The following is a 21,357-nucleotide window of genomic DNA, read 5'->3' on the forward strand; positions in this document are numbered from 1 at the left end:
CCGGCCTCCACGTGGTTCCCCCGGAGGTCAGCCCTGCGCGCGGGCGGGGAGCTTCCAGCCCGGCCGCGGGAAGTGGCAGGTGTAGCCCTCGGGGTACTTCTGCAGGTAGTCCTGGTGCTCCGGCTCGGCCTCCCAGAAGGGGCCGACCGGCTCCACCTCGGTGACGACCTTGCCCGGCCACAGACCGGAGGCGTCGACGTCGGCGATCGTGTCCTCGGCGATCCGCTTCTGCTCGTCGTCCACGTAGTAGATCGCCGAGCGGTAGCTGAGGCCGATGTCGTTGCCCTGGCGGTTCTTGGTGCTCGGGTCGTGGATCTGGAAGAAGAACTCCAGGATCGCGCGGTAGTCGGTCCGCTCCGGGTCGAAGAGGATCTCGATGGCCTCCGCGTGCGTCCCGTGGTTGCGGTACGTGGCGTTCGGCACGTCGCCGCCGGTGTAGCCGACCCGGGTCGCCGTCACGCCGGGCAGCCGCCGGACCAGTTCCTCCATGCCCCAGAAGCATCCTCCCGCCAGCACGGCCCTCTGCGTCTGCGCAGCCATTGCGGTCCTCCCATGTCCGTGGATCGATCACTCGGGCCGCCCCGGCTCACGCCGGTCGCGTACCCACTGGGGTCAACACGCGAGGGGTGCGGGCGATTCCGCGCGCGTGGGGGGTGGCGCAGGGCCGCTGCCGCGGTGACCGGCGGTGTCGCGTCGCCCACGCGGCGCAGCCGGAAGCGGGGCGGGTGCGGCCGGGCTGCGCTCAGGCCGTCCAGCGGATGTCCGCCGTGCTCTCCAGCGGGGCACGCCCGCCCGTCCCGGCGGCGAGGGCCGCCGGGGCGTCGGCGGCGTGCAGGGCGACGGGGAAGCGGAGGCGGGTGCGCTGTTCCAGCTCGCCGACGGTGACCTCGTAGACGCGGAAGTCGTCGAGGTCGAGGACCGTCTCCAGGTGGTCGAGGTTCTGGGTGAGCAGGAAGGAGCGCGCGCCCAGGGTGCCTCCGCCGGTGAAGACGATCGTCTTCCAGAACTCGCGCGGTATGCGCACGCCCCGGTAGACACGGTCGTCGTCACGGAACACGGGACCGCCGAAGACGGAGACGCGCAGGTCGTCTATGTCGACGTCCTCGAAGACGGCGTCCTCCAGCTCGCCCCAGAGCCCGCTCCTGGCCGCCTGGTTGAAGTTGGCCATCTGCGGGGTGATGTTGCTGTAGTAGAACGAGTCGGTGTTGGCCCTCCCCGCCTCCGGGAGGGTGCCCCAGAGCAGGTCCGCGCGGCGGGCGAGGTGGCCGCGGTCGATGTCGTTGCCCTCGTACAGCTCGTTGCCGACCTGGACGTCGGCGGGCAGCCGCGGGTCCTTCACGAAGTCGATGCCGGTGCGGGACAGCTTCTTGATCAGCCCGCCGTCGATGTTCCACGCCACCCAGAAGGCGAAACGGCGGGAGGCGCTCAGCGTGAGCGAGAAGTGCGTGTACGGAACTATGGCCGAGCCGTCCAACAGCACGGCGTCCGGCTGGAGTTCGGCATCGAGTTCCGGCACGTCGATGCGCGTCCCGAGGAAGTCGGGGTCGTAGCCGACGACTTGGGCCCCGGCCGGCGCGTCCGCCTCCGGCACGACGGCGGGCCTGGCGGACGCGGTGCGCTGAACGGGCACCGAGGCTCCGGGCCTGGCAGGGGCGGCGGGCGTGACGGGCGTGGGCTCGGACGCAGATGCGGATGCCATGACAGGGTGTCCCTTCGCCGGTGGAGCGGGGAGGTGCGGTGTCGACGGCCTTGCGTGCTCGGTACTCACTGCGGGCATCAATGCTAGTGAACAAGCGGGCGGAGATGTGCGGTTGATGCCACTCTCGCCGATTCGACACGCAGTTGCTCCAGCGCCTCCGCGACCAGGCCGACAGCAACGGGCTCCATCCCGGCCGCGTCGAGCTTTCCGGACCTCACGTCCGCCCAGAAGTACACAGGACTGCATACGGACGGCGGAACGGAGTGCGCCGAGATGAGTCGGACCCTGTCCGCCGCACCGGGCCTGCGCTCCGGATCGGCCCTCTCCCGGGAGACAGCATGACAACCGATCCGGACGCGGACGCCTGGGCCGCGGCCCTGACCCTGTACGAGAAGCGCTGCGCGGTCGTCGTCGTGGGCCCGCGTCGGCACGAAGACTGGGAACTCGACGTCGCCGCACTGCTGCGCAGGAAGACCCGCGATCCGCGCGGGTGGAAGGCTCGGGAGTTCTACGAGGAGGAGGACGACGAGTGGAGCCCCGGCCGGATCGCACCGCTCGTACCGCCGGGGCCTTCCGAATGGCGTGCCCGGCTGCGGAAGATCCAGCCCAGCGGGGCCGAACGTCTCCTCGTCGCGATCTCGACCAACTGGCTGGATGTGACCAGGGAACCCGGCTTCGAGGCCGACCGCCCCGCGCTGGAGAAGAAGGCGCGGATCCTGCTGGCCCGTTTCCCGGCAGCGGAGGCGGAATTCTTCACCAACGCCTGGTACGGGGTGGGGGACGCCACGGACTTCTACTCCCCCCTCAAGGGCTGCGACCCCTTCAGTGAGCACGACTGGGACGTAGGACTTCTCGCCGTTTCCGGGACCGAGGTCGGGGTTTTCTGGTCCTTCGACGCCACATAGGGAACGACCGGCGGGCGGAAACTCAAGAGGCACGGCGAAGCCCTGCGGACGGGACGCGTCCCGCAGCAGCACGACAGGCGCGGACCGCGTGATCGCTGCCGCGTCCGTCACGCTCTCCCCCGCCGCCTTCGTCAACGGCAGGTGCAGCCGACGACCGTGCCAGGCGCCGACGAGCGCGAGGACGCGCAGGGGCCGCCGAGTGCCCGCCCCCGGGCGCCCCGCCGGGACCCGGCAGCACCGCACCCCCCGTCCCGGCTCAAGTGCGTCCGTGACGAGGGGTGTTCGGGGGGGCGCGGTGGTCGCCGCGTGGGGCGCACCGTTACGACGCCTGCGCGTTCTCCTTGACGGTGATCTTGCCCTTGCGGATCGTCGCCAGGCGCGGGGCCTTCTTCGCGATCGACGAGTCGTGGGTGACCATGATGAAGGTCAGCCCCAGTTCCTTCCACATGCGCTGGAGGACGTCCATGATCTCGTCGCGCATCGACTCGTCGAGGTTGCCGGTGGGCTCGTCCGCGAGGAGCACCTTCGGGTTCTTGACCAGGGCGCGGGCGATGGCGACGCGCTGCTGCTGGCCGCCGGACATCTCGCCCGGGACGTGGCCGAGCCGCTCGCCGAGGCCGACCGACTTCAGTGCCTCGGCGGCCCGTTCGCGCCGTTCCTTGGTCTTGACGCCGAGCGGGACGAGGGCCGTCTCGACGTTCTCCTGGGCGGTGAGCGTCGGGATCAGGTTGAAGGACTGGAAGACGAAGCCGATGTTCTCGCTGCGCACCTTGGTGAGGCGGGACTCCGACAGCTTGGCCAGGTCGACACCGTCGAGGACGACCTCGCCGGACGTGGGCCGGTCCAGACCGCCGAGCATCTGGAGGAGGGTCGACTTGCCGCCGCCGGTGGGGCCCTGGATGACGAGCCGGTCGCCGTCCGCGATGGTGAGGTCGACGCCGCCGAGCGCGTCGACGGTGTCCTTGCCCCGCTTGTAGCGCTTGGTGACGCCTCTGAGTTCGTACATGGTGCCAACTCCTGGGATACGAAAGGGGGTCGGGGCCTGTCGCGCGGGACAGGCGCCGATGCCGCGTGAGCCGTGCGGACCTTGCGGGCGGGCGCTACTCGACGCGGCGCAGCGCGTCGGCGGGACGCAGCCGGGACGCGCGCCAGCCGCCGAAGGCACCGGCGATCAGGCCGCCCGCGACGGCCAGGCCGACCGCGACGCCGATGGTGCTGAGGCTGACCGGGGCGGTGAGCGCGACCTCCAGGGTCTTCGCGGCCGCCTGCCTGCCGGGACCGCCGGCGCCGCCGCCGGGGAAGCCCCCGCCACCGCCGCCGCCGGGGAAGCCACCGCCACCGCCGGACGCCGCGTTGCCGAGCTGCGCCTGGAGGGTCGGGCTGATCGCGGTGACGACGTACGCGCCGGCCAGGCCGACCGCGATGCCGAGGACACCGCCGACGAGGCCGTTGACGATGGCCTCGCCGACCACCTGGCGGGTCACCCGGCCGGACTTCCAGCCGAGCGCCTTGAGGGTGCCGAACTCGCGCACCCGGCGGGAGACCGCGGAGGAGGTGAGCAGGCCGGCGACGAGGAAGGCGGCGACGAGCACCGCGATGGAGAGCCACTTGCCCACGCTGGTCGCGAGGTTGGAGGCGGTGGAGAGCGAACCGGAGACGGTGTCCGCGAGGTCGGCGGAGGTGGTGACCGTGGTGCCGGAGATGTTCTTCTGGATGGTCTTCTTGACCGCGCTGATCTGCTTCGAGTCCGACGCCTTGACGTAGACCGTGGTGACCTTGTTCTTGTTGTCGCTCAGGGTCTGGGCCTGCGTCAGCGGCAGGTAGAGGTTGGCCGCCGCGTCGCCGCTGTCGGGCGTCGCGATGCCGATGAGCTTGTACTTGACGCTCTTGATGGTGACGGTGTCACCGACGGCGAGCTTCTTCTCCTTCGCGTACGACTTGTCCGCGACGACGACCTTGGCGTTCGTCTCGGAGGTCTTGAAGGTGCGACCGCTCGTGATCTTCGAGGAGGTCAGCGGGCCGAGGGCCGGCTTGCTGACGTCGGTGCCGTAGACGGTGTAGCTGTTGACGTCGAAGTTGGCGCCGCCGCCCTGGACCTGGCCCTGCGGCTGGCCGTTGCCGCCGCCGTTGCCCCGGCCGCCCTGCTGGTCGCCGCCGCCCTGGGACTGCTTGAACTGGCCCTGCTTGAACTGGCCACTGACCTTGACCACGTTCAGGCTGAGCCCGCCCGCGGCGCCGGCGACGCCCTGCTGGCCGGCGACCTTGGTGACGGTCGAGGACGCGAGCGTGGAGAAGCCCTGGACGCGGACCTGGTCGCTGCTCTGCGTCTTGGACGCGTCGTTGTTCTGTGCGTCGAAGTTGAACTTCGGCCGCTGGGCGGCACTTCCGGTCGCCGTCGCGGCCTTGGAGACCGTCATGTCCGTGCCCAGGCCGTACAGCGACTGGAGCACCTTGTCCTGCGCCTTGCCCATGCCGGACGACACGGAACTGACCACGATGACCAGGGCGATGCCCAGCGCGAGCCCTGAGGCGACGACGAGGGCCGCCTTTCTGCGGCGGCGCAGTTCGCGCCTCAAGTAGGTGAAGAACATGGCCGCAAGGTAGGTAGGGACCGTGATGAAGCCATAAGGCCGTCATAAAAGAATGATGAGAAGCCTGTCACAGTCCCAGCAGCCGCCCCGGACGGAGCTGTTGGAAACGCTCCGGGGCTGTGCGCACGCTGCGCGAACGGCGACGAGGGCGGCCACCCTCGCGGGTGGCCGCCCTCGTCGCACGGACCGGGGATCAGGAGCCGGGCGTCAGGGCCCGGGGTGTTCGGCTCAGACGGCCGAACCCGCCTTCCACTGCGCCCAGTCCATGTTCCAGCCGTTGAGGCCGTTGTCCGGGGCGACCGTCTTGTCACCGGTGTTCTTGACGACCACGACGTCACCGACGATCGAGTGGTTGTAGAACCAGGCGGCGGGCGTGTTCGGGTCGTTGGCGCCCTTGGTGTCCGACAGGCCCACGCAGCCGTGGCTGGTGTTCTCGTTGCCGAACACGGACTTGGCGCCCCAGTAGTTGCCGTGCACGAACGTGCCGGACGTGGTCAGCCGCATGGCGTGCGGCACGTCCTTGATGTCGTACTCGCCCTTGCCGTCGTCGTCGGTGAAGCCGACCGTCGCGCCGTTCATGCGGGTCTGCTTGAACTTCTCCGAGATGACCATCTGGCCCTCGTACGTGGTGTGGTCGGGGGCGCCGGCGGAGATCGGGATGGTCTTGATCACCTTGCCGTCCTGGGTGATCGTCATCTGCTTGGTCTTGGCGTCGACGGTCGAGACCTGGTTGCGGCCGATGTGGAAGGTGACCGTCTTCTGCTGCACGCCGTAGACGCCGTTCGCGCCCTCGACGCCGTCGAGGGCCAGCTTCATCGTGACGGTGGAGCCGGCCTTCCAGTAGTCCTGGGGGCGGCAGTCCATGCGCTGGTTGCCGAACCAGTGGCAGACGACCTCCTGGCCGCTGCTGGAGTTGACGGTGACGCCCTTCTGGACGGCCGCCTTGTTGGTGATCGCCTTGTCGAAGTTGATCGACACGGGCATGCCGACGCCGACGGTGGTGCCGTCGTCCGGCGTGAAGTTCCCTATGAAGCTGTTCGAGGGCGCGACCGTGGTGAAGGACGCGTTCTCGTGGGCCGCGCGGCCCTTGGAGTCTTCGGCCGTGGCCGTCACCTTGTAGGTGGTGGCGCGCTCCAGCTGGGAACTGGGCTTCCAGCTCGTCTTGTCGGCGGTGAGGGCGCCGGTCACGGCCGTGCCGGACTCGGTGGTCACCTTGACGTCGGTCAGCGTGCCCTTGGTGACCTTGACGATCCCGGAGTTGTTGATGGAGGCGTTGGTCGACCCGTCCTTGGGCGTGACCGTGATGTCCGCCTCGGACGTCTTCTGCGCCGCCGCCTCGTCGGCCTTCGCCTGCGAGGTGTCGCCGCCGCCCGCCGCCGCATCGTCGCTCCCGGAACAGGCCGAGAGCATCATTACGCCGCCGAGCAGCGCGGACGCGGCCATCAGGCCCTTGCGCCGCTTACCGTCCGTCATCACACGCTTCTCCATTGTTGCCGAATCCCCGGAATCCCGAGTGGTCCCATCGGGAACCTTCAACGCTACGACCGGTTCGTCCCCTTCCACATCCTTTGGATGTGTGGGGCACACCACGTTCGCCACAGTGGGCCCGGGTGTCCGTCCGTGCGACCTGTGAGACGACGGAACCCCGGACGGCGGTTGCCCTCCGGGGTCACGTTTTTCCCAAGTCGTGCCGCCCGTCGGCCCCGCCGGAGCATGCCCTTCCGGCCCGGCCGCCATGCTCCGCGCGTCAGCCGGTGCGCTCCGCGCCGTGCGCGTCGCCCTCCTCCTCGGACTCATCCTCGTCGAACTCCCAATCCGGTGCGTCGGGGTCGTAGTCGATCTCCTCGCTGGACCAGGAAGCCTGCGCCAGTTCGATGCCCGGCATCTCGCCTACCAGGTCGAACGGGTCCACGAGATAGGCCAGGGCCTCGGCGGTGTCCTCCGCCACAGCGTCCTCGGCGTGTACCCGCTCGTCGGCGGGCATACCGTCGTCCTCGGCGATCCGCCGCAGCGCGGCCTCGGTCACGGCGTTCTCGTCGTCGACCTCCAGTACCAGATCGACACGAAGGCGTACGAAGCGTGATGTCTCCGGAGTGCTCATGCCGGGAGCGTAAGTCCCGTAGCCTCCACGACTTTCCCACGACCCGCGCGGTTCACTAGCATCGGGCCACACGGCCAATTCGCCAGCGCCACAAGGGGATCGATATTCCGTGTCATCCGCTCGCCGTTCGTTGCTGACCGCCACCGCCGCCGCCACCCTGCTGGGCGCCCTCTGGTTCGTCCCGTCCGCGCACGCCTCCGCGGAGCACGCGGGGCCGGACGCGGCGGCCGCGTCGGACGCGGCTTCGCCGCAGGCCACACAGCAGGCCAGAGCGATCTCCGCCGCCGCCTCGGACACCCCGACGGGCTCCGCGCGGCCCGCCACGGCCGGTCCGTCCGGCACCTCGACCGCCTCGGACGGCACCGCGCTCGCCGACACCGGCAGCGTGGACACCACGCCGTACGTCGTCGGCGGAACGCTGTTCCTGGGGGTGGGCGCGGGGTTCGTGGTGTATTCGATTCGCCGGGAACGTCTGGGTTTCTGACGGTTCCCCGATCACACCCCCATCGCGATACTTTTAAAATACTTGACGATTCTTTCACCTGGGCTTCATAGTCCGCTCATGGAAAGATCGTTTGTGCTGCGCGGCGGCACCACTCTCGCCGTGGGCGCCCTGTCCCTCGCCCTCCTCACGGCCTGCGGCGGGGACACCGACGGGGACAAGGGCTCCGGCCCTGCCTCCGGCTCCTCCTCCGCGTCCTCGGACGCCGCGTCGGGCTCCGACGCCTCGACGGGGAAGGCGCTCGGCGCGGCCGAGCTGAAGAAGCTGATCGTCACGACCGCCGACGTCGACGGCTACAAGGTCGGCGGGCTGACCGGCGAGGACGCGTACGCGGCCTCGAAGTCGGACGTCAAGGTCGCCGACACGGCCTGCGCGCCCCTCGGGTACGCCGTCACCGGCTTCGCGCCGGGCGACTCCGCGGCGGACGCCGAGCGCCTCGTGCAGCAGACCGAGGGCCCGTCCCCGTCGACGACCGCGTCGCTCGAAGACATGTCCGACGAGGACATCGAGAACTCGATGACCGACGCGATGAGCATCAACGTCACCATGGTCGGCCTCTCGTCCTACGACGGCGACGGCGCCGCGGCGACCATGAAGTCCCTCTCGGACGCGGTCGCGAAGTGCTCGGGCGGCTTCACGGTCACCGGCGGCGAGAAGCAGGAGATCACCAAGGTCACCGCCGAGAAGCCGGCCGCGGCCGGCGACGAGTCGGTGGCGTTCGCCGTGACGATGTCGTCCGAGGGCGAGGAGGGCGTCGCGCACGCCGAGGCGGTCCGGCACGGTTCGACCGTCGCCGTCTACTACACGATCAACCTCGGCAGGATGCTGTCCGGCAAGGCCTACCCGGTCGACCCCGCGGTGCTGAAGGCCCAGGAGGGCAAGTTCGAGTAACCGCCCCGACGCGCGAAGACGCCGGTGCCGGGCCCCTCGCGGGGTCCGGCACCGGCGTCCTGCGTTCTCGCCGCGTCGGAGCAGCGGGCCGGGCTCCGGGTCAGCGCAGCGGGCCGGTGACCGGCTCCACGGCCTCGACGAGTCCGCCCTCGCGCACGAACGCCTCCGCCGCCGCCAGGTCGGGCGCCAGGAAACGGTCCGGGCCGGGCCCGGCGATGCCCGCGGCACGCGCCGCGGCGACGGCCGCGCGGGTGGCGGGCGCCGGGGTGAGGCCCTCGCGCAGCTCGACGGCGCGGCCGGCCGCGTACAGCTCGATCGCGAGTACGCGCGCGAGGTTGTCGACGGCGGTGCGCAGCTTGCGCGCGGCGGACCAGCCCATCGAGACGTGGTCCTCCTGCATCGCGGAGGACGGGATCGAGTCGGCGGAGGCCGGTACGGCGAGCCGCTTCATCTCGCTGACCAGGGCGGCCTGCGTGTACTGCGCGATCATCAGGCCCGAGTCGACGCCCGGGTCGTCCGCCAGGAACGGCGGCAGGCCGTGCGAGCGGTTCTTGTCGAGCAGCCGGTCGGTGCGGCGCTCGGCGATGGAGGCCAGGTCGGCCGCGGCGATCGCGAGGAAGTCGAGCACGTACGCGACCGGGGCGCCGTGGAAGTTGCCGTTGGACTCGACGCGCCCGTCGGGCAGGACGAGCGGGTTGTCGACGGCGGCGGCGAGTTCGCGCTCGGCGACGAGCCGGGCGTGCGCGACGGTGTCCCGTCCGGCGCCCGCGACCTGCGGGGCGCAGCGCACGGAGTAGGCGTCCTGCACGCGCGGGGCGTCGTCCTGGTGGTGTCCGGTCAGGCCGGAGTCCTTGAGGACGGCGAGCATGTTGGCCGCGCTGGCGCCCTGCCCCGGGTGCGGACGCACGGCGTGCAGCTCGGGCAGGAGCACGCGGTCGGTGCCGAGGAGCGCCTCCAGGGACATGGCCGCCGTGATGTCGGCGGACTTGTAGAGCATGTCGAGGTCGGCGAGGGCCATGACCAGCATGCCGAGCATGCCGTCGGTGCCGTTGAGGAGGGCCAGCCCCTCCTTCTCGCGCAGTTCGACGGGGGTGATGCCGTGCTCGGCGAGCAGTTCGGCGGCCGTCCGCACCACGCCGTCGGGGCCCACGGCGTTGCCCTCGCCCATCAGCGTGAGCGCGCAGTGGGAGAGCGGGGCCAGGTCGCCCGAGCAGCCCAGGGAGCCGTACTCGTGCACGACCGGCGTGATGCCGGCGTTGAGGACGTCGGCCATCGTGCGGGCGACCTCGGGGCGTACGCCCGTGTAGCCGGAGCAGACGGTCTTGAGCCGCAGGAACATCAGCGCCCTGACCACCTCGCTGTGCACGCGCGGGCCGAGGCCCGCCGCGTGCGAGCGCACGATGTTGCGCTGGAGCTGCGCGCGCAGCTCCGGGCTGATGTGCCGCGTCGCCAGGGCGCCGAACCCGGTGCTGACGCCGTACACGGGCTCCGGCTTGGCGGCCAGCGCGTCCACGATCTCGCGGGCGGCGGCGAGGGCCGCCAGCGCCTCCTCGGAGATCTCGACCCGGGCGCCCTCGCGGGCCACGGCGAGAACGTCGGACGCGGTGACCCCGGACGTCCCCACCACCACAGTGTGCATATCCATATTCAGGAGCGTACGCAGTGAATTCGGCGGTGTCACCACTGGGTGCCGGGTTCACCCCTTACAGGTCCGTCACGTCCGCCGGCCGCCCGTCCGCTCCGCCCCGGGGGTCGCCCGGCGCGGTGTCGTGGCGGCCGCGGAAGCGGCGGCGTTCGCCCCCGGGAGCGTCGGGGGCGGTGTCCGCGAGGCGTACGACCGGGTCGTCCGGGCCCTCACGGCCGGCCACGACCGGCTCGGCGGCACGGACCGCCTTCGCGCGGTACTGGGCCGCGTCGGCGAGGCGGAACAGACGGCGGGCGGAGCGGACCTCCCCGATCGGGTCGTCGGTCGACGCGAGCCCGCACGCCACCCCCTCGCCCAGCTCCAGGCGCCCCGCGCGGCGGCACAGCTCCCGGGCCGCCGCGACCACGTCGTCGCCGGGCGGCCCGACCGCGAGCAGGCAGAACTCGTCACCGCCGAGGCGCGCCGCGAGGGCTCCGGGCAGCATCGCGCCGCACAGCGAGAGCACCGACCCGAACCGTTCGAGCAGCCGGTCGCCGACGGCGTGCCCCAGGGTGTCGTTGACCCGCTTGAGCCCGTTGAGGTCGCACACAACGAGGCTCACGACGACCCCGGTCCTGCGGTGCCGCTCGACCGCCTCGTCCAGGCGCATGTCGACGGCACGGCGGTTGGCGAGCCCCGTGAGCGCGTCGGTGAACGCGAGCCGCCTGGCCTCCTCCAGCCGCTCGGTCTGCGCGATCCCGGCGGCGACGACCGCCGCCAGGACCGTCGCGAAGTCGGCGTCGGCGCGGCCGAACAGGGGCGCGCCGACCGGGCGCGCCACGTACAGCTCGCCCCACGCGCGGCCGTGCAGCACGATCGGCGCGACCACGCAGCAGCCGCGTCCTCGGCGGCGCAGGGCGGCGACCCGCTGGTGGCAGTACCCGGGCCGGCCCGCCGCGGGCCCCTCGGCGGTCTCCACCCAGGCGTCGGGCTCGCCGCCACCCGCCCATCGCTCGTGCAGGAACTCGGTGATCTCGGCGAACTGGTGCACGGGATAGGTCTCGTCCTCCGGGAACTCCTCCTCGCCGGGGGCGCGCTCCCCCACGTTGACGAGGACCCGCAGCCGGCCCAGGTCGCGCTCCCAGACGGAGAGCGCCGCGAAGCTGCCGGCGAGGGCTCGGCGCGCACCCGTCGCCGCCGCCCGCCACGTCCCGCGCGGTGTCTGCGCCGCGGCCATGCCCTGCGCCATCGCCACCACGGCCGCCAGCCGACTGTCCTCTGCCATGGGCCAAGATTATGGACTTTACGGACTTATGGGGCGCCGATGAGGCGAACAGGTGGCCGACCCGACCCGGACCCCGCCGCGCGCCCGGCTACACCCCCGGCCAGCGCGGCGCCCGCTTCTCGTTGAACGCGGCGACCCCCTCCGCCCGGTCCCCGGAGAACGCCACGGAACGCCAGGCCGCGTCCTCCACCTCCAGCCCCGCCCGCAGATCGAGCCCGTGACCGAGTCGCAGCGCCCGCTTCGCCGCCCGGAGGCCGACCGGGGAGTTCGCCGCGATCCGGGCGCCCAGGGCGAGCGCCTCCTCGGTGTCCCGGCCCGCCTCGACCAGTTCGTCCACGAGCCCCAGCTCCCGCGCCTCCGCCGCCTGGAGCCGGCGCGCCGTGAAGATCAGCTCGGCGGCCCGCGCCGCGCCGACCCGGCGGGGCAGCAACTGCGTGCCGCCACCGCCCGGGATCACGCCCACGGACACCTCGGGCAGCCCGACGACGGCCGTCGCGTCGGCCACGATCAGGTCGCAGGACAGGGCCAGTTCGAACCCGCCGCCCAGCGCGAAGCCGTGCACCGCGGCGATCGACGGGACCGGCAGTTCGAGCACGCCCGTGTACGCGGCGCGCGCGACGGGCCGCTGCGCGAGCAGGTCCGCGTCGGTGAACGCGTTGCGCTCCTTCAGGTCCGCGCCGACACAGAACGCCCGTTCGTGCGACGACGTCAGCACCACCACCCGCACGTCCCGGTCGGCGCCCAGGGCGTCGCACGCGGCGGCGATCGAGCGCGCCATCTCCGTCGACACGGCGTTCATCGCCCGCGGCCGGTCGAGCACCAGCTCCGCGACCTCCCCGTGCCGCCGCACGGCCACGAACTCCCCGAACCGCCGCTCCTCGCCGCCCATGACACCCTCCCGGTTAACGTCGGTTAACAAGACCTGCACCCGATCATGGCAGGCGGCACCGACAGACGGAAGAACGGACGGCCCCCGGCTCCGGGAACCGCCGTGACGACCGGCCCACGATTCCCCGATCGGGTGACATCCCGTGCGAACACCCGTCGTACCGCCCGACACAGCGCATACCGTGCGTCCGCCACAGCGCGGCCCGGGGCGGCCGCGCACGGGGAGGGAACGGGACGGGATGGGGAACGTGAGAGCGGGCGGAACGGCACGGGGGGCCGACGACGGCGACGGCGGCACGGGCGGGAGTACGGGCACCACCGGTACGGGGGCCGGGGACGGACCGGACGCCCCTGCCCGAACCGATCGCGACCGCCGGGCCGAGAACACGGGCACGGGCGCGGGCGCGAGGCCGGCGATCACACCGGCAGGCGCAAGTACGCGCGCGAAGCCTCCGGTCACGCCGACGGGCGGCGGCTCCCGCGCGGAGTCCACGGTCACACCGGTGGGCGGCGCCACACAGGCGGAGCTCGGGACCACACCGACGGGGGGTGCCGAGCGCGCGGGGTTCGGGCCCACGCCGACGGGCGGCGCGACGCGCGCGGAGCCCGCGGCTACACCGGTAGGCGGCGGCGCCCGCGCGAAGCCGACGGGCCCGCGGGTAGGCGGCAGTACGCGTGCGGAGTCCACGGTCACGCCGACGGGCGGCGGCTCCCGCGCGGAGTCCACGGTCACATCAGTGGGCGGCGCCACACCGGCGGAGTTCGGGACCACACCGACGGGGGGTGCCGAGCGCGCGGGGTTCGGGCCCACGCCGATGGGCGGCAGTACGCGCGCGAAGCCCCCGGTCACACCGACAGGTGGCGCCACACCGGCGGAACTCGGGACCACACCGACGGGCGGCGCCACGCGCGCGGGGTTCCGGTCCACGCCGACAGGCGGCGCCACGCGCGCGGAGCCCGCGGTCACGCCGACGGGCGGCGGTTCCCGTGCGGAGTTCGGGACCACACCGACGGGCGGTGCCATGCGCGCAGGGTTCGGGCCCACGCCGATGGGCGGCGCCACGCGCGGGAAGCCCCCGGTCACACCGACGGGCGGCGGTTCCCGTGCGGAGTTCGGGACCACACCGACGGGCGGCGCCACGCGCGCGGGGTTCCGGTCCACGCCGACGGGCGGCGCCACGCGCGGGAAGCCCCCGGTCACACCGACGGGCGGCGGCTCCCGTGCGGAGTTCGGGACCACGCCTACGGGCGGCGCCACGCGCGCGGAGCCCGCAGTCCCACCGACTGGCGGCGGCACCCGCGCGAAGCCGGTGGTCACACCGGTAGGCGGCAGTACGCGTGCGAAGCCCTCGGCCACGCCGACAGGCGGCGCCGCACCGGCAGAGCCCGCGACCGCACCGAGAGGCGGCGCCACACGCGCGGAGCCCGCAGCCACGCCCGTAGGCGGCGGCCCGACCGCGTGGTCGCCGAGGACCGGAGGGCCGGCCGCACCCGCACCGACACCGCCGCAGTCCGGCGGCCCCGCCGAACCGACCGCGCGCGGACCGAAGGGCAGCGCCGCCCCGGGGTCCATACCGGCCGCCCGGCAGCCACGGGCCGGAGTGCCCGCCGAGCAGGGCAGGCCCCGCGTGCCCCGGCCACCGGACGGCATGGGCGCGGGGCGCGAGGCGACAAGGGCACGCACCGCCGCCGTACCCGCGCCCGTACCCACGCGCCCCTTGGCCCCCCGGGCGACCCCCGCGCGGAGCGCCCCGCCCCGGAACGGCGTCCCGGCGAAGGCGAAGAGGCGCACGGCGGCGGGCCGGGCCTCCACGACCGCCGCGGCTCCCGTCGCCGACACGCGCGTACTGGGCGCCGAGCACGCCAACAGGTCCCCGGCGGCCGACGTACCCCCGCGCCCCTGGTGGTCCCGTGCCCCCGCCGCCCTGGGCGGGCTCCGAGGACGGCACCGGCGGACGCGCTCCGCGCGCGTACTGGTGCTGCTCGCGCTGGGCATGGTGCCCGTCGCCGTGATCGCCGGGCTGGTCCGGCTGGCGCCGGAGTACCACTCCGACGCCGGCCCGGGAAGCACACGCGGAGAGCGGCACGCGGAGCCCGACGTCACCGGGAGCGGTCTCGCCGGTTCCGCCACGGAAGCCGCCGGTACGGGCGCACCGACACCCTCCTCGGCGTCCGGGCCGGTCCCGGAGAACGCGGCACGCGGCCCTCTCGCGTCCGGCGGGACGGGCGGGAGCGACCCCACCGCGACCTCGTCCGGCTCGCGCGACGGCAGCAGCGGGAACGGTTCGGCAGATCTCTCCGGTGGAGCGGCGACCGCGGCCGGGCAGGCGGGAGATCCCGACGGCAGAGGCGGCGGGCGCGGCTCCACGGCCGCCCAGGACGGCACGGACAGCACGGACGGCTCCAGCCCGAGCGGGGACACCGGAAGCGACACCGGCACGGGCACCGGCGGCGAAACCCACACCTCGCCCCCGGCGACCGGCGGAGCGGAGGGAACGGGCGGCACCGGGGGATCGACCGGGTCGACCGGGTCGACGGCGGGATCGGCCGGCGGCGGGTCAGCGACGGGCGGCACCTCGGGCCAGGGCGGCTCCGGCGGCTCCGGCCAGGGAGGCGGCTCCGGGCTCTGCCTGCCCGTCGTCGGGCTGTGCGTGAACCTCGGAATCGCGCTGCCGCACTGAGCGGAACCCGGCGGCGGGGACCGCGAAGTGGACGCCTACTTCGCGTCCCCGTCCCGCCGGGTGAGCAGCCACGGTTCGACCACGCCCAGGCCGCGGACCGGGCGCTGCCACATCGGGCGGAGGGCGAAGCGGTAGCCGGGCGGTTCCTCGCCCTCCTTCTCGGCGGTGGCCGCGGCCTCGGCGGCCTCCGCCTCGGAGGCGGGCGCCTCCTTGGTGCGGATCAGCTCCTCGGCGAACGCGGCGTCGACCAGGACGGCGTCCCGCGGCGCTATCGACGTGAGCCGCGACGCGAGGTTGACGGTCGTGCCGAAGACGTCGCCCATCCGTGTCGTCACGGTGCCGAAGGCCATGCCGACGCGGAGTTCGGGCATCGTCTCGTCGTTCGTCATGGTCTCGATGAGCCGCAGGGCGATCTCGGCCGCGACACCGGCGTCGTCCGCCGCGTAGAGGACCTCGTCGCCGAGGGTCTTGATGAGGCGTCCGCCGTTGGCGGCGACCAGGTCGGCCGCGGTGGTCTCGAAGGCCTCGACCAGCTCGCCGAGTTCCTCCTCCTCCATGCGCCGGGTCAGCCGCGTGAAGCCGACGAGGTCGGCGAAGCAGACCGCGAGCCGCCGGTCGACCATCTCCTCGTCGTCGGCGGCCTGCACGACACGGCCGGTCGCGGCGGCGAGCTGGCGGCGCCAGACGTAGACGAGGAACTCCTCCAGCTCGGGCAGCAGCAGCTCGACGAGGGGGTAGGTCACCTCGGTGCGCGTCATGCCGGGCTCGGGGGGCTCGGTCAGGCCCTCCAGGAAGGAATCGATCTGCCATTCGGCCAGACGTGCGGTGGTCTGCCCGGTGGACCGGGCGACCTGCACGGCCATGGCCTCGCTGAGCAGGCCCGCCTCGACGAGACCGGCCAGGCGCCGCAGGGCGAGGACGTCCGCCTCGGTGAGCGCCTTGGCCTGGCCGATGTCGGCGAAGCCCATGGCGCGCCAGAAACGGGACGCCAGCTCCATGGAGACGCCCGCGCTGCGGGCCGCCTGGAACGGCGTGTAGCGGCGCTCGGCGCCCAGGATGAGCTGTTCGAGGCGCAGCGCCAGCGGGTCCTCGCCGTTCTCGGGGGCGAGGGCGTCCTCGCGCTCGGCCGGGGCCGAGTGGCGAGGGGAGTCCGCTCGGCCGTCCGAATCCGCGCCGGAGCCCGTGTCGTCGACGGTCACGCCTGATGCCCTTCCGAATATGCCGCGGTCCGGTATCGACCGGCCTCAACTCTACGGCAGGTGTGCGCCAGCTCACTCCCCCGGCCAAACGCCCGATCGACCCCCGGCACACCGTGCGAGCACCGGGGACGGCGTTCCGGGAGTGCCGCGCGGGGCCGCCGTACGCGCCTCCCGGACACCTCCGGGACCGCCCCGGCGGCGGCTCGCGCGCCCGCCCTCGGGGCGGCCTCGGGTGGCCGGATCACGCCGGTCGCAGATGGACGATGTCACCGGCGCCCACGGGTTCCTGCACGCCCTGCGCGGTGGCCAGGACGAGGCGTCCGTCACCGTCGACGGCGACGGCCTCGCCGGTGATCGAACGGTCGCCGGGGAGTTCCGCGCGCACCTCGCGGCCGAGGGTGGCGCAGCCCGCCGCGTACGTCTCCTGGAGGCCGCTGGCCGCCGGGTCGCCGCCCGCCTCGCGCCAGCGGGCGTACCACTGCTCCAGGGAGCGCAGGACACCGCGCAGCAGCGGGTCGCGGTCGGTGCCCGCCGCGCCGGCCAGGGCGAGGGAGCCGGCCTGCGGGACGGGCAGCTCGGAGGCGCGCAGGGTGACGTTGAGGCCCACACCGATCACCACGCCGTGGTCGCCCGCGCGTTCGGCGAGGATGCCGCCGGCCTTGCGCTCCTCGCCGTCCACGGTGACCAGGAGGTCGTTGGGCCACTTGAGTGCCGTGTCCACGCCGGCCGCGCGGGACAGGCCCGTGGCCACGGCGACGCCGGTGAGCAGCGGGAGCCAGCCCCAGCGCTCGACGGGGATCTCGGCGGGGTCGAGCAGCACGGAGAAGAAGAGGCCGGAGCGGGGCGGCGCGGTCCACCGGCGGTCGAGGCGGCCGCGCGCGGCGGTCTGCTCCTCCGCGACGAGGACGGTGCCCTCGGCGGCGCCGCCCCCCTCCGCGAGCGCCACCAGGTCGCTGTTGGTGGACCCGGTGCGCTGCACGACCCGCAGCTCGGACCAGAGGCCGCCGTCGCGCACCAGGGCCCGTCGCAGGGCGGCCGCGTTCAGCGGCGGGCGGTCCAGGTCGGAACAGCGGCCGGGACCGCGCCCGGGGGTGTTGTCGTCTGCTGCATCTCGCGGCGTCATGCAAGCCACCCTAGGTGTGGTAAACGCCGCACTGCCGATCGGTAGGGGCCCCACTACTCTTCGGAGAAACAGCCGTTCGCGTAACCGTTCCGGTTTCCGAGCACCGACCAGCCTCGCCCCGTACCCGCCCCGCAGACGCCCTCACCCCCCTACATCCCCTTGAGCAGGCAGGGAGCCGCATCCCGATGTCCGAGCCGGTAGAGCCGCAGGAGTCCGACATCCACACGACCGCGGGGAAACTCGCCGACCTGCGGCGCCGCATCGACGAGGCGACGCACGCAGGTTCCGCGCGGGCCGTCGAAAAGCAGCACGCCAAGGGCAAGTTGACGGCGCGTGAGCGGATCGAGCTGCTGCTCGACGAGGAATCCTTCGTGGAGCTCGACGAGTTCGCGAGGCACCGGTCGACCGCCTTCGGCCTCGACGCCAACCGCCCCTACGGGGACGGCGTGGTGACCGGCTACGGCACGGTGGACGGCCGCCCGGTCGCCGTGTTCTCGCAGGACTTCACCGTCTTCGGCGGCGCGCTCGGCGAGGTCTACGGGCAGAAGATCGTCAAGGTCATGGACTTCGCCCTGAAGACCGGCTGTCCCGTCATCGGCATCAACGACTCGGGCGGCGCGCGCATCCAGGAAGGTGTCGCGTCGCTCGGCGCGTACGGGGAGATCTTCCGCCGCAACACGCACGCGTCCGGTGTGATCCCGCAGATCAGCCTGGTCGTCGGGCCGTGCGCCGGCGGCGCGGTGTACTCGCCCGCGATCACCGACTTCACGGTGATGGTGGACCAGACCTCGCACATGTTCATCACCGGCCCCGACGTGATCAAGACCGTCACCGGCGAGGACGTCGGCTTCGAGGAACTGGGCGGCGCGCGCACCCACAACTCCGCCTCGGGCGTGGCCCATCACATGGCCGGGGACGAGAAGGACGCCATCGAGTACGTCAAGCAGCTGCTGTCGTACCTGCCGTCCAACAACCTCAGCGAGCCCCCGGCGTTCGCGGAGGAGGCGGACCTCGCCGTCACCGACGAGGACCGCGAGCTGGACACGCTCGTCCCGGACAGCGCGAACCAGCCGTACGACATGCACACCGTGATCGAACACGTCCTGGACGACGCGGAGTTCTTCGAGACGCAGGCGCTGTTCGCGCCCAACATCCTCACCGGTTACGGGCGGGTGGAGGGGCGCCCGGTGGGCGTGGTCGCCAACCAGCCGATGCAGTACGCCGGTTGCCTCGACATCAAGGCCAGCGAGAAGGCCGCGCGGTTCGTGCGGACCTGCGACGCGTTCAACATCCCGGTGCTGACGTTCGTGGACGTGCCCGGGTTCCTGCCCGGTGTCGACCAGGAGCACGACGGCATCATCCGGCGCGGCGCGAAGCTCATCTACGCGTACGCCGAGGCGACGGTCCCGCTGATCACCGTCATCACCCGCAAGGCGTTCGGCGGCGCGTACGACGTGATGGGCTCCAAGCACCTGGGCGCCGACCTCAACCTGGCGTGGCCGACCGCGCAGATCGCGGTGATGGGCGCGCAGGGCGCGGTCAACATCCTGCACCGGCGCACGATCGCCCGGGCGGAGGCCGACGGCGACGCCGAGGCGGTGCGCGCCCGGCTGATCCAGGAGTACGAGGACACCCTGCTCAACCCGTACGTGGCCGCCGATCGCGGTTACGTCGACGCGGTGATCATGCCCTCGGACACCCGCGCCCACGTGGTGCGCGGACTGCGCGGACTGCGCACCAAGCGGGAGGCCCTGCCGCCGAAGAAGCACGGCAACATCCCCCTGTAGGACGGAGGTCGGGAGCGTCATGAACATCAAGGTGGTACGGGGCAATCCCACCCCGGAGGAACTGGCCGCCGCCCTCGCGGTGGTCCGGGTGCGCGCCGCCGCGGCGGCGACGGCGCCGGACGGCACGCAGGCCGCCCCCGACGCCTGGTCCGACCCGGCACGCGTCGCGGCGCGCGCGCTGCCGCGGCCGGGACCGACGGCGTGGGGCCGCACCTACTGGCCCGCGTAGCCGACGGGGGCCCGGCCGGCGCCAAGCTGAGTACGCGTACTCAGGCGCCCGCCGGGCCCCCGTCGCACGCTGGAGCCATGTTGTGGTCCGACCCGGAGAACGAGCCGCCGAAGGAGCTGCGCGAGACGCAGCGCATGGTGCGGCGGCTCTACGTTCTGATGGCGCTGGCCATGGTGGCGGCGATGATCGTGATCGGGCTGCGCTGACGCGCCCGGTGGGGCCCGCGCGGGTCCTCCCCGAACCCCGGTGAGCCGTGCGCGCGGCGCGGATACGCTGGCCGTATGACAGATCAGACGCGTCGGCGGCTCGTGCTCGCCTCCCAGTCCCCCGCCCGGCTCGGACTGCTGCGGCAGGCCGGGTTCGCCCCCGAGGTGATCGTGAGCGGGGTCGACGAGGACGCCGTCAGCGCCCCGACCCCCGCCGAACTCGCCCTCGCGCTGGCCGAGGCGAAGGCGTCCGTCGTCGCGGCCCGGCCCGAGGTGGCCGGCGCCCTGGTGATCGGCTGCGACTCGGTGCTCGACCTGGACGGCGAGGCGCTCGGCAAGCCCGCGGACGCCGAGGAGGCCGTGGCGCGCTGGAAGGCGATGCGCGGCCGTGCCGGGACCCTCCAGACGGGCCACTGCGTCCACGACACCGCCTCGGGCCGGTACACGTCGGCCGTGGGCTCCACCGTCGTCCACTTCGGCGAGCCGTCCGACGAGGAGATCGCCGCCTACGTGGCGACCGGCGAACCCCTTTACGTGGCGGGCGCGTTCACCCTCGACGGCCGGTCCGCGCCGTTCGTCGACGGCATCGAGGGCGACCACGGCAACGTCATCGGCATCAGCCTGCCGCTGGTGCGCCGGCTGCTCGGCGAACTGGGCGTCAACGTCACGGAGTTGTGGGCGCCGGCCCCGTGACCGGTCCGTGCCCCTCGTCGCCGTACGGGCGGGGGGCGTCCGCGGGCGGGGGCGGGACGTCGGTGGGTCCGTCCGCCGGGCGGTCGCCGGGAGCGCCCGGCGCGGGGTTCTCCACGCGGTCGTAGGTCATCAGGAGCAGCACGATCAGCGCGAGCATCACGACCATGAAGAGGAACGCGAGCGTGCTGATCATCGCCAGCGCGAACGCGCCGAGCAGCGCGTGCACCACGGCCGCGCTGATCAGCAGCACGCGGCCGAACCCGCCGGGCGCCCGGTCCCGCAGCGCGACGAGGAAGGCGACCAGCGCGCAGAAGACGAAGTACAGCCCGAACACGATCCCGGCGGCCTTCGACGACACCGACATCGCGTCCGGGTCGAGGCCGCCGAGCGACATGTCCTGCCGGTCCACGACGATGCCCAGGAACCAGTTCACCGCCGCGACGCCGAACGCCTCCACGAGGAGCACGACGGCCACGACCCATGCCACCGGTCTGCGCACCACCGGTCCCCACCCACTTCCGACTTGCTGTTACCCCTAGTACGTCAGTGACACCGTGAACGCTACTAACGGGTAAACCCCGGGACAAGGGTTCTGCGTGGAGCAAAGAATCATTGGGCCGTTCGTAGGGACTCGACAAAGAAACCATGTGGGGCGCGGCACCCTCTCACAGAGACCTTGACCACACCAGGGGACTAGGGTTTCTCGTTGGAGTCCCGTGTCCCGCAGTGCGACAAGGGATTTCACGGGTCGAGCGAGCCTCGAATCACGCTCCGTGTGGGCAAGCTCACCATTGGGGACGGGTCGAGATGCCGTGTCGGCAGTCCCTAAACTCGGCTTGTTTCAAGGAGGGAGCGTCATCGTGCGCAAGGTGCTCATCGCCAACCGTGGCGAAATCGCTGTCCGTGTGGCCCGGGCCTGCCGGGACGCGGGGATCGCGAGTGTTGCTGTGTAT

At 72.7% G+C, this 21,357-nt stretch carries 21 protein-coding genes; 9 read left to right on the plus strand and 12 right to left on the minus strand.

Annotation, left to right across the window (positions count from 1 at the left end; all coding sequences use genetic code 11):
• Positions 1-27: 27 nt before the first annotated feature.
• Both msrA and ACFZA0_RS32055 read right to left on the minus strand, forming a co-directional pair.
• On the minus strand, positions 28-540 hold the full coding sequence (msrA, locus tag ACFZA0_RS32050; protein ID WP_391023463.1) for a peptide-methionine (S)-S-oxide reductase MsrA: 513 nt from the start codon (positions 538-540) through the stop codon (positions 28-30).
• Between the two features lie 202 nt (positions 541-742).
• Entirely contained in the window at positions 743-1,699 is a 957-nt protein-coding gene (locus tag ACFZA0_RS32055) for a DNA/RNA non-specific endonuclease (protein ID WP_391023465.1), read from the minus strand.
• 338 nt (positions 1,700-2,037) lie between these two features.
• Here ACFZA0_RS32055 and ACFZA0_RS32060 point away from each other — a divergent pair, with 338 nt between their 5' ends.
• Positions 2,038-2,604: a hypothetical protein gene (locus ACFZA0_RS32060; RefSeq protein WP_391023467.1), complete on the plus strand. Its 567-nt coding sequence runs from the start codon at positions 2,038-2,040 to the stop codon at positions 2,602-2,604.
• Positions 2,605-2,923: 319 nt separating this feature from the next.
• Here ACFZA0_RS32060 and ACFZA0_RS32065 read toward each other — a convergent pair whose 3' ends face one another.
• From ACFZA0_RS32065 to ACFZA0_RS32080, 4 genes are all read right to left on the minus strand, one after another.
• Positions 2,924-3,610, minus strand: coding sequence for an ATP-binding cassette domain-containing protein (locus ACFZA0_RS32065; protein ID WP_391023469.1), 687 nt, complete (start codon positions 3,608-3,610; stop codon positions 2,924-2,926).
• Positions 3,611-3,704: 94 nt separating this feature from the next.
• Positions 3,705-5,195, minus strand: coding sequence for an ABC transporter permease (locus ACFZA0_RS32070; protein WP_391023470.1), 1,491 nt, complete (start codon positions 5,193-5,195; stop codon positions 3,705-3,707).
• Between the two features lie 228 nt (positions 5,196-5,423).
• A complete protein-coding gene (locus tag ACFZA0_RS32075) occupies positions 5,424-6,668 on the minus strand; it encodes an Ig-like domain-containing protein (protein WP_391023472.1) in 1,245 nt (414 codons plus the stop codon).
• Between the two features lie 274 nt (positions 6,669-6,942).
• On the minus strand, positions 6,943-7,296 hold the full coding sequence (locus tag ACFZA0_RS32080) for a hypothetical protein (RefSeq protein WP_391023473.1): 354 nt from the start codon (positions 7,294-7,296) through the stop codon (positions 6,943-6,945).
• 109 nt (positions 7,297-7,405) lie between these two features.
• Here ACFZA0_RS32080 and ACFZA0_RS32085 point away from each other — a divergent pair, with 109 nt between their 5' ends.
• Positions 7,406-7,780 carry a hypothetical protein gene (locus ACFZA0_RS32085; RefSeq protein ID WP_391023475.1) on the plus strand — a complete coding sequence of 125 codons (375 nt, stop codon included), beginning with the start codon at positions 7,406-7,408 and terminating at the stop codon, positions 7,778-7,780.
• Positions 7,781-7,858: 78 nt separating this feature from the next.
• On the plus strand, positions 7,859-8,689 hold the full coding sequence (locus tag ACFZA0_RS32090) for a hypothetical protein (protein ID WP_391023477.1): 831 nt from the start codon (positions 7,859-7,861) through the stop codon (positions 8,687-8,689).
• A gap of 100 nt (positions 8,690-8,789) precedes the next feature.
• Here the strand turns inward: ACFZA0_RS32090 and hutH are convergent, their stop codons facing one another.
• The 3 genes from hutH to ACFZA0_RS32105 all read right to left on the minus strand — a co-directional run bounded on the left by hutH (position 8,790) and on the right by ACFZA0_RS32105 (position 12,487).
• Positions 8,790-10,328, minus strand: coding sequence for a histidine ammonia-lyase (gene hutH, locus ACFZA0_RS32095; RefSeq protein ID WP_391023510.1), 1,539 nt, complete (start codon positions 10,326-10,328; stop codon positions 8,790-8,792).
• 64 nt (positions 10,329-10,392) lie between these two features.
• Positions 10,393-11,598 carry a diguanylate cyclase domain-containing protein gene (locus ACFZA0_RS32100; RefSeq protein WP_391023478.1) on the minus strand — a complete coding sequence of 402 codons (1,206 nt, stop codon included), beginning with the start codon at positions 11,596-11,598 and terminating at the stop codon, positions 10,393-10,395.
• Positions 11,599-11,686: 88 nt separating this feature from the next.
• Positions 11,687-12,487: an enoyl-CoA hydratase-related protein gene (locus tag ACFZA0_RS32105; protein WP_391023480.1), complete on the minus strand. Its 801-nt coding sequence runs from the start codon at positions 12,485-12,487 to the stop codon at positions 11,687-11,689.
• Between the two features lie 1,717 nt (positions 12,488-14,204).
• Between ACFZA0_RS32105 and ACFZA0_RS32110 the strand changes: the two genes are divergently transcribed.
• Positions 14,205-15,167 (plus strand): hypothetical protein, encoded by a 963-nt coding sequence (locus ACFZA0_RS32110; RefSeq protein ID WP_391023481.1) that lies wholly within the window; start codon positions 14,205-14,207, stop codon positions 15,165-15,167.
• Between the two features lie 35 nt (positions 15,168-15,202).
• On the opposite strand, the gene ACFZA0_RS32115 is transcribed toward ACFZA0_RS32110, so the two are convergent.
• Positions 15,203-16,366 (minus strand): adenylate/guanylate cyclase domain-containing protein, encoded by a 1,164-nt coding sequence (locus ACFZA0_RS32115; protein ID WP_391023482.1) that lies wholly within the window; start codon positions 16,364-16,366, stop codon positions 15,203-15,205.
• A gap of 241 nt (positions 16,367-16,607) precedes the next feature.
• Positions 16,608-17,489 carry a biotin--[acetyl-CoA-carboxylase] ligase gene (locus tag ACFZA0_RS32120; protein ID WP_391023483.1) on the minus strand — a complete coding sequence of 294 codons (882 nt, stop codon included), beginning with the start codon at positions 17,487-17,489 and terminating at the stop codon, positions 16,608-16,610.
• 185 nt (positions 17,490-17,674) lie between these two features.
• Here ACFZA0_RS32120 and ACFZA0_RS32125 point away from each other — a divergent pair, with 185 nt between their 5' ends.
• The 4 genes from ACFZA0_RS32125 (at position 17,675) to ACFZA0_RS32140 (ending at position 20,404) form a co-directional block, all read left to right on the plus strand.
• Complete coding sequence (locus tag ACFZA0_RS32125) at positions 17,675-19,276, plus strand: carboxyl transferase domain-containing protein (protein WP_391023485.1); 1,602 nt, start codon at positions 17,675-17,677, stop codon at positions 19,274-19,276.
• A 19-nt stretch (positions 19,277-19,295) separates the two neighbouring features.
• On the plus strand, positions 19,296-19,505 hold the full coding sequence (locus tag ACFZA0_RS32130) for an acyl-CoA carboxylase epsilon subunit (RefSeq protein ID WP_391023487.1): 210 nt from the start codon (positions 19,296-19,298) through the stop codon (positions 19,503-19,505).
• Positions 19,506-19,582: 77 nt separating this feature from the next.
• A complete protein-coding gene (gene mmpB, locus ACFZA0_RS32135) occupies positions 19,583-19,711 on the plus strand; it encodes a morphogenic membrane protein MmpB (protein ID WP_391023489.1) in 129 nt (42 codons plus the stop codon).
• Between the two features lie 75 nt (positions 19,712-19,786).
• Complete coding sequence (locus ACFZA0_RS32140) at positions 19,787-20,404, plus strand: Maf family nucleotide pyrophosphatase (RefSeq protein WP_391023491.1); 618 nt, start codon at positions 19,787-19,789, stop codon at positions 20,402-20,404.
• On the opposite strand, the gene ACFZA0_RS32145 is transcribed toward ACFZA0_RS32140, so the two are convergent.
• Positions 20,376-20,906, minus strand: a complete 531-nt coding sequence (locus ACFZA0_RS32145) for a hypothetical protein (RefSeq protein WP_391023493.1) — start codon at positions 20,904-20,906, stop codon at positions 20,376-20,378. The two genes, ACFZA0_RS32140 and ACFZA0_RS32145, sit on opposite strands and share 29 nt — an antisense overlap.
• 358 nt (positions 20,907-21,264) lie before the next feature.
• Here ACFZA0_RS32145 and ACFZA0_RS32150 point away from each other — a divergent pair.
• A partial coding sequence (locus ACFZA0_RS32150; RefSeq protein WP_280842533.1) for a biotin carboxylase N-terminal domain-containing protein occupies positions 21,265-21,357 on the plus strand: 93 nt, incomplete at its 3' end.

Source organism: Streptomyces sp. NPDC008150, assembly GCF_042956945.1.
In the GTDB taxonomy this organism is placed as follows: Bacteria; Actinomycetota; Actinomycetes; order Streptomycetales; family Streptomycetaceae; genus Streptomyces.